Annotated in this window: 12 protein-coding genes; 6 read left to right on the top strand and 6 right to left on the bottom strand. The window is 70.6% G+C overall.

The genetic code is table 11. The features are described from left to right. Positions 1-6: 6 nt before the first annotated feature. The 3 genes from glpK to ACGH52_RS08765 all read right to left on the bottom strand — a co-directional run bounded on the left by glpK (position 7) and on the right by ACGH52_RS08765 (position 3,535). Complete coding sequence (gene glpK / locus ACGH52_RS08775) at positions 7-1,545, bottom strand: glycerol kinase GlpK (protein WP_076973590.1); 1,539 nt, start codon at positions 1,543-1,545, stop codon at positions 7-9. An 84-nt stretch (positions 1,546-1,629) separates the two neighbouring features. Beyond that, entirely contained in the window at positions 1,630-2,424 is a 795-nt protein-coding gene (locus ACGH52_RS08770; RefSeq protein ID WP_076973589.1) for an MIP/aquaporin family protein, read from the bottom strand. A 346-nt stretch (positions 2,425-2,770) separates the two neighbouring features. Further along, complete coding sequence (locus ACGH52_RS08765) at positions 2,771-3,535, bottom strand: IclR family transcriptional regulator (RefSeq protein ID WP_059299674.1); 765 nt, start codon at positions 3,533-3,535, stop codon at positions 2,771-2,773. 395 nt (positions 3,536-3,930) lie between these two features. On the opposite strand from ACGH52_RS08765, the gene metH reads away from it, so the two are divergent. The 3 genes from metH to ACGH52_RS08750 all read left to right on the top strand — a co-directional run bounded on the left by metH (position 3,931) and on the right by ACGH52_RS08750 (position 10,321). Next, positions 3,931-7,443 (top strand): methionine synthase, encoded by a 3,513-nt coding sequence (metH, locus tag ACGH52_RS08760; RefSeq protein ID WP_121701876.1) that lies wholly within the window; start codon positions 3,931-3,933, stop codon positions 7,441-7,443. 128 nt (positions 7,444-7,571) lie between these two features. Beyond that, positions 7,572-8,273 carry an HAD family phosphatase gene (locus ACGH52_RS08755; RefSeq protein ID WP_121701875.1) on the top strand — a complete coding sequence of 234 codons (702 nt, stop codon included), beginning with the start codon at positions 7,572-7,574 and terminating at the stop codon, positions 8,271-8,273. 443 nt (positions 8,274-8,716) lie between these two features. Beyond that, positions 8,717-10,321 carry an ABC transporter substrate-binding protein gene (locus tag ACGH52_RS08750; protein WP_121701873.1) on the top strand — a complete coding sequence of 535 codons (1,605 nt, stop codon included), beginning with the start codon at positions 8,717-8,719 and terminating at the stop codon, positions 10,319-10,321. 116 nt (positions 10,322-10,437) lie between these two features. Here ACGH52_RS08750 and ACGH52_RS08745 read toward each other — a convergent pair whose 3' ends face one another. Both ACGH52_RS08745 and ACGH52_RS08740 read right to left on the bottom strand, forming a co-directional pair. After that, a complete protein-coding gene (locus ACGH52_RS08745; RefSeq protein ID WP_003977171.1) occupies positions 10,438-11,109 on the bottom strand; it encodes a response regulator transcription factor in 672 nt (223 codons plus the stop codon). Between the two features lie 16 nt (positions 11,110-11,125). Then, positions 11,126-12,112 carry a RecB family exonuclease gene (locus ACGH52_RS08740; RefSeq protein WP_399938472.1) on the bottom strand — a complete coding sequence of 329 codons (987 nt, stop codon included), beginning with the start codon at positions 12,110-12,112 and terminating at the stop codon, positions 11,126-11,128. A gap of 172 nt (positions 12,113-12,284) precedes the next feature. Here ACGH52_RS08740 and ACGH52_RS08735 point away from each other — a divergent pair, with 172 nt between their 5' ends. From ACGH52_RS08735 to ACGH52_RS08725, 3 genes are all read left to right on the top strand, one after another. After that, entirely contained in the window at positions 12,285-13,916 is a 1,632-nt protein-coding gene (locus ACGH52_RS08735) for a site-2 protease family protein (RefSeq protein WP_399938470.1), read from the top strand. A gap of 58 nt (positions 13,917-13,974) precedes the next feature. Beyond that, complete coding sequence (locus ACGH52_RS08730) at positions 13,975-14,877, top strand: tRNA (adenine-N1)-methyltransferase (protein WP_007447851.1); 903 nt, start codon at positions 13,975-13,977, stop codon at positions 14,875-14,877. Positions 14,878-15,097: 220 nt separating this feature from the next. Next, a complete protein-coding gene (locus ACGH52_RS08725; protein WP_399938468.1) occupies positions 15,098-15,688 on the top strand; it encodes a hypothetical protein in 591 nt (196 codons plus the stop codon). Positions 15,689-15,761: 73 nt separating this feature from the next. Here the strand turns inward: ACGH52_RS08725 and ACGH52_RS08720 are convergent, their stop codons facing one another. Further along, positions 15,762-16,067, bottom strand: coding sequence for a ferredoxin (locus ACGH52_RS08720; RefSeq protein ID WP_059299667.1), 306 nt, complete (start codon positions 16,065-16,067; stop codon positions 15,762-15,764). Positions 16,068-16,213: the final 146 nt, after the last annotated feature.

The raw sequence follows: 16,213 nt of genomic DNA, 5'->3' as shown, positions 1-16,213 counted from the left end.
TGGTTCTTACTCCTCGTCCTCGAGCCAGCCCATGGTCCGCTCGACGGCCTTGAGCCAGCTCTTGTACTCACGGTCGCGGATCTCCGCGTCCATGCGGGGGGTCCACTCGGCGGCCCGCCGCCAGTTGGCGCGCAGGTCGTCGGTGCTGTTCCAGAAGCCGACGGCGAGACCGGCGGCGTAGGCGGCGCCGAGGCAGGTGGTCTCGGCGACCATCGGGCGCACCACGGGGGCGTCCACGAAGTCGGCGAGGGTCTGCATCAGCAGGTTGTTGGAGGTCATGCCGCCGTCGACCTTGAGGGCGGTCAGCTCAACCCCGGAGTCCTTCGTCATGGCGTCCGCGATCTCGCGGGTCTGCCAGGCGGTGGCCTCCAGGACGGCGCGCGCGAGGTGCGCCTTGGTGACGTAGCGGGTGAGACCGGCGATCACACCGCGGGCGTCGGAGCGCCAGTACGGGGCGAACAGGCCGGAGAAGGCCGGCACGAAGTAGGCGCCGCCGTTGTCCTCGACCTGCATCGCCAGGGTCTCGATCTCGGCGGCGGTGGAGATCAGGCCCATCTGGTCGCGCATCCACTGCACCAGCGAACCGGTGACGGCGATCGAGCCCTCCAGGGCGTAGACCGTGTCCTGGTCGCCGATCTTGTAGCCGACGGTGGTCAGCAAGCCCGAGTAGGAGTTGATGAGCTTGTCACCGGTGTTCATCACCATGAAGGTGCCGGTGCCGTACGTCGACTTGGTCTCGCCCTCGGAGAAGCAGGTCTGGCCGAACAGGGCCGCCTGCTGGTCGCCGAGCGCGGAGGCGACCGGGATGCCGCCCAGCAGTTCGCCGAGGCGGCCGCCGGTGATCTCGCCGTAGACCTCGGCGGAGGAGCGGATCTCGGGGAGCATCTGCATCGGGACGCCGATGGACTCGGCGATCTTCGGGTCCCACGCCATGGTGTGCAGGTTCATCAGCATGGTGCGGGAGGCGTTGGTGACGTCGGTGACGTGCTTGCCGCCGTTCACACCGCCGGTGAGGTTCCAGATGACCCAGGTGTCCATGGTGCCGAAGAGCAGGTCGCCCGCCTCGGCGCGCTCGCGCAGGCCGTCGACGTTGTCGAGCAGCCAGCGGGCCTTGGGACCGGCGAAGTAGGAGGCGAGGGGGAGGCCGGTCTCGCGGCGGAAGCGGTCCTGGCCGACGTTGCGGCCGAGTTCCTTGCACAGGGCGTCGGTGCGGGTGTCCTGCCAGACGATGGCGTTGTGGACGGGCTCACCGGTGTTCTTGTCCCAGACGAGGGTGGTCTCGCGCTGGTTGGTGATGCCGATGGCCTTGATGTCGTCGCGGGTGATGCCGGCCTTCTCGACGGCTGAGGCGACGACCTCCTGGACGTTGGTCCAGATCTCGGTGGCGTCGTGCTCGACCCAGCCCGGCTTGGGGAAGATCTGCTCGTGCTCCTTCTGGTCGACGGAGACGATGCGCCCGTCGCGGTCGAAGACGATGCAGCGCGAGGAGGTCGTGCCCTGGTCGATGGCGGCGATGAAGGGCCCTGCGGTGTGGGCGTCGGTCACTGTGTGCTCCTGGGGTTCCGTGGTGGGTGGCCGGTGCGTACGGCGCGTGGTCTGCGGCTCGATGATCGCCGAGCGGGGGCCCGCTCAGGCAAACGCGACGTTGTAGACACCTCCGGCGATCGCACCGCCGATCAGCGGACCGACGACCGGGATCCAGGCGTAGGACCAGTCGGAGCCGCCCTTGTTGGGCAGCGGCAGCAGGGCGTGCACGATGCGCGGGCCGAGGTCGCGGACCGGGTTGATCGCGTATCCCGTCGGGCCGCCGAGCGACAGACCGATGGAGACCACCACGAACCCGGTGATCAGGGCGCCCAGGACGCCCAGGCCGTTGCCCTCGTCGTTGAGGCCCTGGGTGAGGATGGCGAGGAGCAGGACGAAGGTGCCGATGATCTCGGTGGCGAGGTTCTGGACCGTGTGCCGGATCTCCGGACCGGTGGAGAAGACGCCCAGGACGGGGCCGGCGCCCTTCTCCTGCGCCTCGACGGACTTGGCCGTCTTGTCCTGCGCGAGGGGATCGCCGACGATCTCCCGGTCGGTGAGGTGGGCCTGGAACTGGCCGTAGTAGGCGATCCAGACCAGGACCGCGCCGATCATGGCGCCGAGGATCTGGCCGGCGAAGTAGGTCGGCGTGTTGCTCCAGTCGCCGTCCTTGATCGCGATGCCGATCGTCACGGCCGGGTTCAGGTGGGCTCCGGAGAGCGGCCCCGAGATGTAGGCCGCCGTCATGACGGCGAAGCCCCACCCGAGGGCGATGGCGACCCAGCCGGCGTTGCGCGCCTTGGAGGCCTTGAGCGTCACGGCGGCACACACGCCGCCGCCGAGCAGGATGAGTATGGCGGTACCGATGGTCTCGCCGATGAAGATGTCGGAGCTGGACACCCGCGACTCCTTTGTCCTTCGTCCAGGGGAAGCCGAACCCCCGGGTCCCTCCGGGTGTTCCGGCGCCCTCGGTATGAGAGCGATGGCGGCCCTTGGCACTGTCACATTCTAACGCGTATTGCCGGTAGGTGTTCGACAATGCCGACCGATGGACGCGAGTCTCGTTCGGCGCCACGCGCGCGTCAAGAGCTGTGTTATCGAAAGCACGATCGTTATTGATCGTCGCGGGCTATCGATCTCCGGTCGGCCGTTCCCGCGGGGACGTCGCCCGTGGCAACGCGAAAGGCCGGAACACTCTCGTGTCCCGGCCCCGTATGCGCGTGTCCGCGCCCCCCTCGCGTGCGCTCTAGAACCGCCCGGCGCCCAGATCGCGCGACACCGCGCGGGCGCAGTCCCGTACCGCCGCGACCAGTTCGGGCCGCAGCTCGCCCTCCCGGCACAGCCGCTCCACGGCCCCCGTGATGCCGACCGCGCCGACCGGCATGCGCCTGCGGTCGTGGATGGGGGCGGCGATGGAGGCGATGCCCTCCCAGGTCTCCTCGACGTCGGCGGCGTACCCGCGCGCGCGGGTGATGTCCAGGACGTGCTCGAAGCTGTCCGGCTCGCAGACCGTGCGGTCCGTGAACGACTTGCGGTCGGCCTCCAGGGCCTCGCTGTGTGCGACCGGGTCGTACGCCGACAGCACCTTGCCCAGCGCCGTGGAGTGCAGCGGCTGCATGGCCCCGATCTCCAGGACCTGCCGGCTGTCGTCGGGCCGGAAGACGTGGTGCACGATCAGGACGCCCTGCTGGTGCAGGACCCCGAGGTGGACGCTCTCGCCGCTGGAGCGGGCCAGGTCGTCCGTCCACACCAGGGCGCGGGCCCGCAGCTCGTGCACGTCCAGATAGGTCGTGCCCAGACGCAGCAGCTCGGCGCCCAGCTGATAGCGCCCGGAGGCGTCGTCCTGCTCGACGAAGCCCTCCTGCTGGAGGGTGCGCAGGATGCCGTGCGCGGTGCCTTTGGCCAGACCCAGCGACGAGGCGATGTCCGACAGGCCGAGCCGCCGCTCGCCGCCCGCGAGCAGGCGCAGCATCGCGGCCGCCCGCTCGAGCGACTGGATGTTCCGTGCCATCGACGTACTGCCTCCGTCCCCTTCGACTGCCGACCTCGGCGTCGCTGACGTCGTTCGGCAATGCCGAACACTACCGGTCGATGCCGACCTCTCGCTAATGGTCGGCGGGCAACTGTTGCACTTCGGCCACCGCACGGTGCCCGCGGACGTCCGCGGGACGCACCGCCGCGACGGTGGTGGCCCGCGCGGTGTGGACGTCCGGTGCGGTTCCGGGAGGTGAGGCTCATCCGTTCGGCCGCTCTTCGCCCGCCATCCTCGTCCGTCTCGTGGACGCCCTGACCATCAGCCCCCGGTCCCGGCTACCCTGGCGGCGTGCGTTCTCCCGGGGGCGTCCACGGCGGACGGCACCGGGCAGACGCAAAGCCGACAGCCGTCGCATCCTAGGGAGCCCCTTCATGGCCTCGTCGCCATCCACCCCGCCCGCCGACACCCGCGCCCGCGTGTCCGCCCTCCGAGAGGCCCTCGCCACCCGCGTGGTGGTCGCCGACGGCGCCATGGGCACCATGCTCCAGGCGCAGAACCCGACGCTGGACGACTTCCAGCAGCTGGAGGGGTGCAACGAGGTCCTGAACCTCACCCGGCCCGACATCGTCCGCTCGGTGCACGAGGAGTACTTCGCGGCCGGCGTCGATTGCGTCGAGACCAACACCTTCGGCGCCAACCACTCCGCCCTCGGCGAGTACGACATCCCCGAACGCGTCCACGAGCTGTCCGAGGCCGGTGCCCGCGTCGCCCGCGAGGTCGCCGACGACTTCGCCGCCCGCGACGGCCGGCAGCGCTGGGTCCTCGGCTCCATGGGCCCCGGCACCAAGCTCCCCACCCTCGGCCACGCCCCGTACACCGTGCTGCGCGACGCCTACCAGCGCAACGCCGAGGGCCTGATCGCCGGCGGCGCCGACGCGCTGCTCGTGGAGACCACACAGGACCTGCTCCAGACCAAGGCCTCCGTGCTCGGCGCCCGGCGCGCCCTGGACGCCCTCGGCCTGGACGTCCCGGTCATCGTGTCCGTGACCGTCGAGACCACCGGCACCATGCTCCTGGGCTCCGAGATCGGCGCCGCGCTCACCGCGCTGGAACCCCTCGGCATCGACATGATCGGCCTGAACTGCGCCACCGGCCCGGCCGAGATGAGCGAGCACCTGCGCTACCTCGCCCGCCACTCCCGGATCCCGCTGTCCTGCATGCCCAACGCCGGTCTGCCCGTCCTCGGCAAGGACGGCGCCCACTACCCGCTGACCGCGCCCGAGCTGGCCGACGCGCAGGAGACCTTCGTCCGCGAGTACGGCCTGTCCCTGATCGGCGGCTGCTGCGGCACCACCCCCGAGCACCTGCGCCAGGTCGTCGAGCGGGTCCGGGACACCGCCCCCACCGAGCGCCACCCGCGCCCCGAGCCCGGCGCCGCCTCGCTCTACCAGACCGTGCCCTTCCGCCAGGACACCTCCTACCTGGCCATCGGCGAGCGCACCAACGCCAACGGCTCGAAGAAGTTCCGCGAGGCCATGCTGGACGGCCGCTGGGACGACTGCGTCGAGATGGCCCGCGACCAGATCCGCGAAGGCGCGCACATGCTCGACCTGTGCGTCGACTACGTCGGCCGGGACGGCGTCGCCGACATGGAGGAACTGGCCGGCCGGTTCGCCACCGCCTCCACGCTGCCGATCGTGCTGGACTCCACCGAGGTCGACGTCATCCGGGCCGGCCTGGAGAAGCTCGGCGGCCGTGCGGTGATCAACTCCGTCAACTACGAGGACGGCGCCGGCCCCGAGTCCCGCTTCGCACGCGTCACCAAGCTGGCCCGGGAGCACGGCGCCGCGCTGATCGCGCTGACCATCGACGAGGAGGGGCAGGCCCGCACCGCCGAGAAGAAGGTCGAGATCGCCGAACGGCTGATCGACGACCTCACCGGCAACTGGGGCATCCACGAGTCCGACATCCTCGTCGACTGCCTGACCTTCACCATCTGCACCGGTCAGGAGGAGTCCCGCAAGGACGGCCTGGCCACCATCGAGGGCATCCGCGAGCTGAAGCGGCGCCACCCGGACGTGCAGACCACGCTCGGCCTGTCGAACATCTCCTTCGGCCTCAACCCGGCCGCCCGCATCCTGCTCAACTCCGTCTTCCTCGACGAATGCGTCAAGGCGGGCCTGGACTCGGCGATCGTGCACGCGAGCAAGATCCTGCCGATCGCCCGCTTCGACGAGGAGCAGGTCACCACCGCCCTCGACCTGATCTACGACCGCCGCCGCGAGGGCTACGACCCGCTGCAGAAGCTGATGGCCCTCTTCGAGGGCGCCACCGCCAAGTCGCTGAGGGCCTCCAAGAGCGAGGAACTGGCCGCCCTCCCGCTGGAGGAGCGCCTCAAGCGCCGCATCATCGACGGCGAGAAGAACGGCCTGGAGCAGGACCTGGACGAGGCGCTCCAAGAGCGTCCGGCGCTCGACATCGTCAACGAGACCCTGCTCGACGGCATGAAGGTCGTCGGCGAACTGTTCGGCTCCGGCCAGATGCAGCTGCCGTTCGTGCTCCAGTCCGCCGAGGTCATGAAGACCGCGGTGGCCCACCTGGAACCGCACATGGAGAAGACCGACGACGACGGCAAGGGCACCATCGTGCTGGCCACCGTCCGCGGCGACGTCCACGACATCGGCAAGAACCTCGTCGACATCATCCTGTCCAACAACGGCTACACCGTCGTCAACCTCGGCATCAAGCAGCCCGTCTCCGCGATCCTGGAGGCCGCCGACGAGCACCGGGCCGACGTCATCGGCATGTCCGGCCTCCTCGTCAAGTCCACGGTGATCATGAAGGAGAACCTGGAGGAGCTGAACCAGCGGGGACTGGCCGCCGACTACCCGGTCATCCTCGGCGGCGCCGCCCTCACCAGGGCCTACGTCGAACAGGACCTCCACGAGGTCTACGACGGCGAGGTCCGCTACGCCCGCGACGCCTTCGAGGGCCTGCGCCTGATGGACGCGCTGATCGGCATCAAGCGCGGCGTGCCCGGCGCCAAGCTGCCCGAGCTGAAGCAGCGCCGGGTGCGGGCCGCCACCGTGGAGATCGACGAGCGCCCCGAAGAGGGCCACGTCCGCTCCGACGTCGCCACCGACAACCCGGTCCCCGAGCCCCCCTTCCGCGGCACCCGCGTCGTCAAGGGCATCCAGCTCAAGGAGTACGCCTCCTGGCTCGACGAGGGCGCCCTCTTCAAGGGCCAGTGGGGCCTCAAGCAGGCCCGCACCGGCGAGGGACCCTCGTACGAGGAACTGGTCGAGTCCGAGGGCCGCCCGCGGCTGCGCGGCCTGCTCGACCGGCTCCAGACGGAGAACCTGCTGGAGGCGGCCGTGGTCTACGGCTACTTCCCCTGCGTCTCCAAGGACGACGACCTGATCGTCCTCGACGACGACGGCAACGAACGCACCCGCTTCACCTTCCCCCGCCAGCGCCGGGGCCGGCGGCTGTGCCTGGCCGACTTCTTCCGCCCGGAGGAGTCCGGTGAGATCGACGTCGTCGGCTTCCAGGTCGTCACCGTCGGCTCCCGGATCGGCGAGGAGACCGCCCGGATGTTCGAGGCCAACGCCTACCGCGACTACCTCGAACTGCACGGCCTGTCCGTCCAGCTCGCCGAGGCCCTCGCCGAGTACTGGCACGCGCGCGTGCGCTCCGAACTCGGCTTCGCCGGGGAGGACCCGGCCGACATGGAGGACATGTTCGCCCTGAAGTACCGGGGCGCCCGCTTCTCCCTCGGCTACGGCGCCTGCCCCGACCTGGAGGACCGCGCCAAGATCGCGGCCCTGCTGGAGCCGGAGCGCATCGGCGTCCACCTGTCCGAGGAGTTCCAGCTCCACCCCGAGCAGTCCACCGACGCCATCGTCATCCACCACCCGGAGGCGAAGTACTTCAACGCCCGCTAGCGGCTGCGTACCCGCTCCACTGGCCACATCAGGCGTTCGCGTCCCGCACGACGTACACTGGTCGGTCCACCGCAGGCCGGTTCCCTTCGTGGGAACCGGCCTGATCGTCCCTTCAAGGAGGTACGTGGATGACCAGTACGGTCCCCGCGCTCGGAACCCGTACGGCCGAAGGCTCCGCCCTCCAGGCCGTGCTCCTCGACATGGACGGCACCCTGGTGGACACCGAGGGCTTCTGGTGGGACGTCGAGACGGAGGTCTTCGCCTCCCTCGGCCACACCCTCGACGACTCCTGGCGCCACGTCGTGGTCGGTGGCCCCATGACCCGCAGCGCGGGCTTCCTGATCGAGGCCACCGGCGCCGACATCACCCTCGCCGAACTCAGTGTCCTGCTCAACGACGGCTTCGAGCAGCGCATCGGCCGCGACCTGCCACTCATGCCCGGCGCCGCCCGACTGCTCACGGAACTGTCCGCGCACGAGATCCCCACGGCCCTGGTCTCCGCCTCGCACCGGCGCATCATCGACCGCGTCCTGAAGTCGCTCGGCCCCCAGCACTTCGCCCTCACCGTCGCCGGTGACGAGGTGCCGCGCACCAAGCCCCACCCCGACCCGTACCTGGCGGCCGCGGCCGGACTCGGCGTGGACCCGGTCCGGTGCGCCGTCGTCGAGGACACCGCGACCGGGGTCGCCGCCGCGGAGGCCGCCGGCTGCCACGTCGTGGCGGTGCCCTCGGTCGCACCCATCACCCCGGCCGCCCGGCGCACGGTGGTCGCCTCCCTCGAAGAGGTCGACCTGACATTTCTGCGCGGTCTGATGACACAAATGCGTTAGGCGTTCACCAAGCGTGCGGCGGCGCCTGCGCGGCAATTCGGGGAAGGGCCGTCCGGTGTGACGTGACGGTTGTTCACCGTCCATTCCCGCCGCCGCGCATGGCCGAATTCCGGCAGCAGCGGCCGAAGTCAGACTGTGATGTTCGCCACGTCGCCAGGGGTCGACAGGGGTGCGGGGGTGTGCTGCTCCAGGCCTGGCGAACGTTGTCGAGGAGCCCTTGTGTCCTGATTGGTGAAAGCCTGCACGAATCCTTCCCCTGTCGGGTTTTCGGTGTGTCCACACCCGGTTTCGCTCCGTGATGAGCCCTCAACTCCGGTGGCTGCGAGCGCCCGTGCGGGCGCGGACTAATCTCGTCGCGAGAACATCGGCCACTACCCCCGTGATCCGCCGCGACACCCCTGCATGCCGGATACACGGACCGACAGCTCTGGAGAAACTCGAGCATGAACCGCAAGACTTTGGTGCTGCCGGCCGTCGTCGGCCTGCTCGCGCCGGTGCTCGCCGCCTGCGGCGGATCGGACAGCGGCAGCGGCGACGGGGACGCGATCGCCGTCGGCACCACGGACGGGTTCAACGTCTCGAAAGAGATCACCGCGCCCTTCGACCCGGCGTACGCCTACGACGTCGGCGCCTGGAACATCATGCGCCAGACCTCGCAGACGCTGATGGTGCTGCCCCGCGGTGACGGCGAACCCGTGCCCGAGGCCGCCCAGCAGTGCGGATTCACCGACACCGGCAACGAGCGCTACGCGTGCACCCTGCGAGACGGCCTGGAGTTCGCCAACGGCGACCCCGTCACCGCCGAGGACGTCAAGTACTCCATCGAGCGCGTCCGGAAGATCAACGCCGACACCGAGGTGGCCTCCATCCTCTCCACGGTCGACACCGTCGAGACGAAGGGCGACCGCGAGGTCATCTTCCACCTCAACACCGCCGACGCCACCTTCCCGTTCAAGCTGTCGACGCCGGTCGCGGGCATCGTCAACCCGAACGACTACGGGAAGGACAAGCTGCGCGACGGCTTCGAGCTGACCGGCTCGGGCCCGTACACGATGAAGGCCGAGGTCAAGGGCGACCGGATGACCAAGGCCGTGTTCACCAAGAACCCCACCTACAAGGGGAGCCTCAAGGTGAACAACGACAAGGTCGAACTCGTGTCCTTCGCCGACGCCGAGGCCATGGGCGACGCCATCGACAAGGGCGACATCGACGTGATGACCCGCGCGATGACGCCGGAACAGATCCAGAACCTGTCCAAGGCCACGGACGGCGACGTCGACCTGGTCGAGGTGGCCGGTCTCGAGATCCGCTACCTCGCCTTCAACACGGACGCCGCCACGGTCAAGGACAAGGCCGTCCGCGCCGCCATGGCCCAGCTCATCAACCGCAGCGAACTCGTCTCCGCGGTCTACGGGTCCCAGGCCGAACCGCTGTACTCGATGGTTCCGGCCGGCATCACCGGCCACTCCAACTCGTTCTTCAACAAGTACGGCGACCCCAGCGTCGCCAAGGCGAAGGCGATGCTGGAGGACGCGAACGTCACCACGCCGGTCAAGCTCACGCTGCACTACACGACGGACCACTACGGCGCAGCGACCAAGCCGGAGTTCGAGCACCTCCAGAAGCAGCTGAACGACAGCGGTCTGTTCGACGTCGACATCAAGGGCACGCCCTGGGAGAAGTTCCACAAGGCGGAGCGGAACCGGGAGTACGACGTCTTCGGCATGGGCTGGTTCCCCGACTTCCCGGACGCCGACAGCTTCGTCGCGCCGTTCCTCGACAAGGGCAACACCCTCAACATCCCGTACGCCAACCCGCAGATCATCAACGACCTGATCCCCGCCTCCCGCGGCGAGGCCGACCGGCTCTCCGCGGTGGACAGCCTCACCGAGATCCAGGACATCACCGCCAAGGACGTCCCGCTGATCCCGCTCTGGCAGGGCAAGCAGTACGTCGCCACCCGCGACGACGTCACCGGCACCGCCTACCTCCTCAACTCCTCCTCCTCGCTCCAGCTCTGGGAGCTGGGCCGGGGCGTGAGCGGCTGACGCCGGCACCGCACCAGCGCGAAGGGCGCCCTCCTCCGGTCGGAGAAGGGCGCCCTTCGTGTCAGAGCCTGTCCGCTGGTGCGCCCGCCGGGTCGAGCACGCGCTGCCAGGGGCGGCTACTGCGCGCCCGGACGCACCAGACCGCTCTCGTACGCGTACACCGCGGCCTGCACCCGGTCCCGCAGGCCCAGCTTGGTCAGCACATGCCCCACATGGGTCTTGACGGTCGTCTCGCTGACGAACAGGTCCGCGGCGATCTCCGCGTTGGACAGCCCGCGGGCCACCAGCTTCAGCACCTCGACCTCGCGGTCCGTGAGCGTGTGCAGGGTGTCCGGCACCGGCTCGTCCCCGGAGGGCAGATGCGTGGCGTACTTGTCGAGCAGCCGCCGGGTGATGCTCGGCGCGAGCATCGCCTCGCCGTTCGCCACCACCCGGATCGCCTGCACCAGCTCGTTGGCCGGGGCGTCCTTGAGCAGGAAACCGCTGGCACCCGCCTTCAGCGCCTCGACCACGTACTCGTCGAGGTCGAACGTGGTCAGCACCAGCACCTTCGCCGGGCCGTCCCGCTCGGGCCCGGTGATCTGCCGGGTCGCCTCCACTCCGTCCATCCGCGGCATGCGGATGTCCATCAGCACCACATCGGGCTGCAGCGCCCGCACCTGGTCGAGCGCCTGGAGGCCGTCTCCGGCCTCGCCGACGACCGCGAGGTCCTGCTCCGCCTCCAGAATCATCCGGAAGCCCGTGCGCAGCAGCGGCTGGTCGTCGACCAGTAGGACGCGGATGGCCACGTAAGTCTCCTTCTCGCTAGTCCGGCCCCATTCTGCCCTGCTCGACGACGCCGGAGTCGGCCGCCCTCACCGGCAGCGGGTAGGGCGGGGGAGTACCGCCGAACTCCGGACAGTGCGCCTGGTGGTCGCACCAGCCGCACAGCTTGGTGGGACGCGGCCGCCAGTCACCCGTCTCGGTCGCCAGCCGGATCGCCTCCCACAGCGCCAGCAGCTTGCGCTCGACCCGCTCCAGGTCGGACAGGACCGGGTCGTACGTCAGCACGTCACCGCTGCCGAGATAGACCAGCTGCAGCCGCCGCGGGACGACCTTCTTCAGCCGCCACACCACCAGCGCGTAGAACTTCATCTGGAACAGCGCGCCCTCGGCGTACTGCGGCCGGGGCGCCTTGCCCGTCTTGTAGTCGACGATCCGCACCTCGCCGGTGGGGGCCACGTCGACCCGGTCGATGATGCCGCGCAGCCGCAGCCCGGAGTCCAGCTCGGCCTCGACGAACAGCTCCCGCTCGGCGGGCTCCAGCCGACTCGGGTCCTCCAGGGTGAACCAGCGCTCGACCAGCCGCTCCGCCTCGCCGAGCCACTGCGCCAGCCGCTCGCCCTCCGGGTCGTCGGCGAACAGCTCTCCGACCTCCGGCCTGCTCTCCCGCAGCCTGTCCCACTGGCCGGGGACCAGCGCCTTCGCCCTCGGCGCCGTGCGCTCGGCCGCCGGGGCGTCGAAGAGCCGCTCCAGCACCGCGTGCACCAGGGTGCCCCTGGTCGCCGCCTCGCTGGGCTTCTCCGGCAGCCGGTCGATGACCCGGAACCGGTACAGCAGCGGGCACTGCATGAAGTCGCCGGCCCGGGAGGGCGAGAGCGAGGTGGGCGGTATCGACACGGGCGCGGGCGAAGGGGCCGCGGCCGTCGGGCCCACCGCCTCCACCGCCGCGTCCGCCTGGTCCCCCACTGCCGTCGGCGGTCGGGCCGGGCCGCCGGCCCCCTCCGCGACATCCTCGGTACTCGTCTCCATAGCCACCGACCTTACGGCCGGCCACCGACAGCGACCCAGCCCGCAGGCGTGACCCGTGTGACGGAGGGGAAGCAGAGGGGTGCCGGAGCGGAACGGGCGGCAAGGGACGCATACCATCGACACGAGACCCTCCCGACCGGCAGGCGGGAGACGCTTCGAACGAGGGGACACCGTGGACGTGAGCGGCGGGAGCGGGCAGCCGCGGTCCGGCAACGACGAGTCGGCCGAGCCCCAGGCACATCCCACGGCCCCGGCCGCCGGTCCCACCGACCCCGCACCAAGGGAACCCACCGGCCCGGCGGCCACGGGCCCCGAGACGCGAGGCAGCGATACACCCGGACCCGAGACGCCGGGACCCCACACGCCGGAACCCCACACGCCGGAACCCCATCCGCCGGGACCGCAGACACCCGCGCCTCCCACGCCGGGGGAGACCCCCGGCGAGACCCCCGTCACCCCCGGCGAGCGCGACACGAGCCCCCGGCCGAATCCGCCGTCGGACAGCGACCGCGAGCCGGGACCCCCCGGACACCCCGAGCCCTCGGAACCGGCCGTCGGCCCCCGGCACGCCGCTCACCACACCGGCTCCCCACGCCACCGCACCGAGGCCCACACCGACCACACGGGCGGGCCGGGACGGCCCCCGCAGCGCCGACCGGAACCCGGGGGCGGGCTGCTGATGGGCCGCCCCTTCGGCGTGCCCGTGTACGTCGCCCCCAGCTGGTTCCTCGTCGCCATCCTCATCACCTGGGTGTTCGGCGGCCAGCTCGACCGCGTCCTGCCCGAGCTGGGCGCCGCCCGCTACCTGGTCTCCCTCTTCTTCGCCGTCGCCTTCTACGCCTCCGTCCTCGTCCACGAACTCGCCCACACCGTCGCCGCCCTCCGCTTCAAGCTCCCCGTCCGCCGCATCCAGCTCCAGTTCTTCGGCGGCGTCTCCGAGATCGAGAAGGAGGCCGAGACCCCCGGCCGCGAATTCGTGCTGGCCTTCGTCGGCCCCCTGCTCTCCCTCGTCCTCTCCGGCGTCTTCTACGCCGCCCTGCTGCCCGTGGAGCCGGACAGCGTCGCCGGGGTGCTGCTGGCCGGCCTGATGGTCTCCAACCTCATCGTGGCCGTCTTCAACCTGCTGCCCGGCCTCCCCCTCGACGGCGGACGCATGCTCCGCGCCGTCGTCTGGAAGCTCACCGGCAAACCGATGAGCGGAACCATCGCCGCCGCCTGGGTCGGCCGCGCCCTCGCCATCGCCGTACTGATCGGCCTGCCGCTGCTCACCCAGTCACTCGGCAGCGACGCCGCGAGCGACGTCGGCATGGACACCGTCATGGACGCCCTGCTCGCCGCCATCCTCGCCGCGATCATCTGGACCGGCGCCGGAAACAGCCTCCGCATGGCCCGCCTGCGCGAACACCTGCCCGAACTGCGCGCCCGCGCCCTCACCCGGCGCGCCGTCCCCGTCCAGGCCGACACCCCCCTCTCCGAGGCCCTGCGCCGCGCCAACGCCTCCGGAGCCCGCGCCCTGGTCGTCGTCGACGCCGACGGCACCCCCGCCTCCCTGGTCCGCGAGGCCGCCATCGTCGGCGTACCCGAGCACCGCCGCCCCTGGGTCGCGGTCAGCACCCTCGCCCAGGACCTCACCGACGGCATGCGCGTCTCCGCCGAGCTGTCCGGCGAGGAACTCCTGGACGCCCTGCGCGCCAACCCCGCCAGCGAGTACCTCGTCGTCGAGGAGACCGGCGAGATCTACGGCGTCCTGTCCGCCGCCGACGTGGAGCGCGCCTTCGTCAAGGCCATGGCCCGCCCCTCCTGACCCCCGCCCTCCCACAGCGGTGGTCGGCGGCCCCGCGCGGGACCGGTAGGCTGGTCACATGTCCGAACCGACCGGTGCCGCCCGCAGGCGCGGGCCCTTCAAGGTCGGGGACCAGGTTCAGCTGACCGACCCCAAGGGCCGCCACTACACGTTCACGCTCGAGGCCGGGAAGAACTTCCACACCCACAAGGGTTCCTTCCCCCACGACGAACTGATCGGTGCTCCCGAGGGCAGCGTCGTCCGCACCACCGGGAACGTCGCCTACCTCGCGCTGCGCCCCCTGCTCCCCGACTACGTCCTGTCCATGCCCCGCGGGGCAGCCGTCGTCTACCCGAAGGACGCGGGGCAGATCCTCGCCTTCGCCGACATCTTCCCCGGCGCACGCGTCGTGGAGGCCGGCGTGGGCTCCGGCTCCCTCAGCAGCTTCCTGCTGCGCGCCATCGGCGACCAGGGCATGCTGCACTCCTACGAGCGCCGCGAGGACTTCGCCGAGATCGCCCAGCAGAACGTGCAGCGCTACTTCGGCGGCCCGCACCCCGCCTGGCAGCTCACCGTCGGCGACCTCCAGGACAACCTGTCCGACACCGACGTCGACCGCGTCATCCTCGACATGCTCGCCCCGTGGGAGTGCCTGGACGTCGTCAAGAAGGCACTCGTGCCCGGCGGCATCCTGTGCTGCTACGTGGCCACCACCACCCAGCTCGCCCGGACCGTCGAGTCCATCCGCGAGATCGGCTGCTTCAACGAGCCGACCTCCTGGGAGACGATGATCCGCAACTGGCACGTGGAGGGCCTCGCCGTCCGCCCCGACCACCGGATGATCGGCCACACCGGCTTCCTGCTCACCGCCCGCCGCCTCGCCGACGGCGTCGAGCCGCCCATGCGCCGCCGCCGCCCCGCCAAGGGCGCCTACGGCGAGGACTACGACGGCCCCAACGCCGGCGGAGGCTCCGGCCGCTGAGGCGGCCCGTGCCGCGTACAACGCACAGACGCCGTGGTGGAGTTCCGGGACACTGCCGGAACTCCACCACGGCGTCGACGCGTTGACGGCGACCACCCGACGGGACGCGCGCCCGCACGGGAATCGGAACGAGTACCCACCCCGCCGTTCCCCCGCACTGTGACGTGTGGCACGATGCTGGCCACCCCCACCGGCACAGCCCTCACAGGAGACACTCCTCGTGCAGCACCCCGCCGTTCCGGACCTCTCGCACACGCACACCCGGCCGATCCACTGGGTCGCCACCGCCACGGCCGTCGCCGCGGTGGTCGCCCTGTCCTCGGTCCTCCAGCCCGACGCCGCGACGGCGGCCCAGAGCGGCGACGGAGCCACGGCCCCCGGCCCCAAGAGCGCACCGGCCCACATCGCGCCGCCCGACCCCGCCACCGTGGCCTTCCCCCTGGAATGCGGCCCGGTCAAGGCCGTGGTGCAGAAGAAGGCCTCCGGCGACCTCGACGGCGACGGCCGCCCCGAAACGGTGGCCGTCGTGCACTGCGACGCCCCCATGGGCACCCCGCCCGACGGCGTGTACGTCATCACCCGGGACACCGACGGCGGCAAGCCCCACGTCGTCGCCACCCTCGTGGACCCCAAGGAGCGCCGTACGGCCACCGAACTCGCGGTGCGCGACGGCGTCGTCCGCGCCACCCTTCTCGGCTACTCGTCGGCCGACGTGCCCAGTTGCTGCCCCGACGTCACGGACGACGTGAAGTGGCAGTGGAAGAACGGCGCGTTCGTCAGCGACACGCCGTCGCAGGCACGCACCGTGTGACCGGCGGCCCGGTACCAACGATGTGACGCACCAGACAACGGTCACGGAGCGTACGCATCAAGTCACATTTTGGTCACTGTGAGTCCGGGCCGTACACCTCGGCCCTGTCCGAAACGCGACGCACGTGGATGCACTCACCCGGACACTCCTTGGCGGAGTCCACCACATCCGTGAGAAGCGTCAGCGGCACGGGCGTTGTCGCCCCCGGGGCCTGCAGCAGCTCGTCGTCCGCGCCCTTCACATAGGCCAGACCATCGATGTCCAGCTCGAACACCTCGGGCGCGTACTGCGCGCAGATGCCGTCGCCGGTACACAGGTCCTGGTCGATCCAGACCTCCAGAGCCTCGCCGTCGACTCCGGCCTCCTGCTGCACGCTCATCTCTCCTGCCGTTTCCTGCGTCGAGCCGTTCGGGAATCCGGCCAGCTCTGACGGGTGTTGAACACTTCGACCCTACCCCCGCCGGGGTTCCCTCCACGTTCCGTGGGTATTCCCCTGGCGTGAGGGAGAGCGCAAGGGTGAAGATC

Origin of the sequence: Streptomyces sp. BBFR25 (assembly GCF_044590125.1) — a bacterium.
Lineage (GTDB): Bacteria > Actinomycetota > Actinomycetes > Streptomycetales > Streptomycetaceae > Streptomyces > Streptomyces canus_D.
This window is presented reverse-complemented; position numbering and strand designations above follow the sequence as displayed.

Excerpts from the sequence above, each read along its gene's own strand:
- ACGH52_RS08730 (WP_007447851.1), top strand. The coding sequence starts at position 13,975 with ATGTCCGAACCGACCGGTGCCGCCCGCAGGCGCGGGCCCTTCAAGGTC.
- ACGH52_RS08720 (WP_059299667.1), bottom strand. The coding sequence starts at position 16,067 with ATGAGCGTGCAGCAGGAGGCCGGAGTCGACGGCGAGGCTCTGGAGGTC.
- ACGH52_RS08755 (WP_121701875.1), top strand. The coding sequence starts at position 7,572 with ATGACCAGTACGGTCCCCGCGCTCGGAACCCGTACGGCCGAAGGCTCC.
- metH (WP_121701876.1), top strand. The coding sequence starts at position 3,931 with ATGGCCTCGTCGCCATCCACCCCGCCCGCCGACACCCGCGCCCGCGTG.
- ACGH52_RS08740 (WP_399938472.1), bottom strand. The coding sequence starts at position 12,112 with ATGGAGACGAGTACCGAGGATGTCGCGGAGGGGGCCGGCGGCCCGGCC.
- ACGH52_RS08765 (WP_059299674.1), bottom strand. The coding sequence starts at position 3,535 with ATGGCACGGAACATCCAGTCGCTCGAGCGGGCGGCCGCGATGCTGCGC.
- ACGH52_RS08750 (WP_121701873.1), top strand. The coding sequence starts at position 8,717 with ATGAACCGCAAGACTTTGGTGCTGCCGGCCGTCGTCGGCCTGCTCGCG.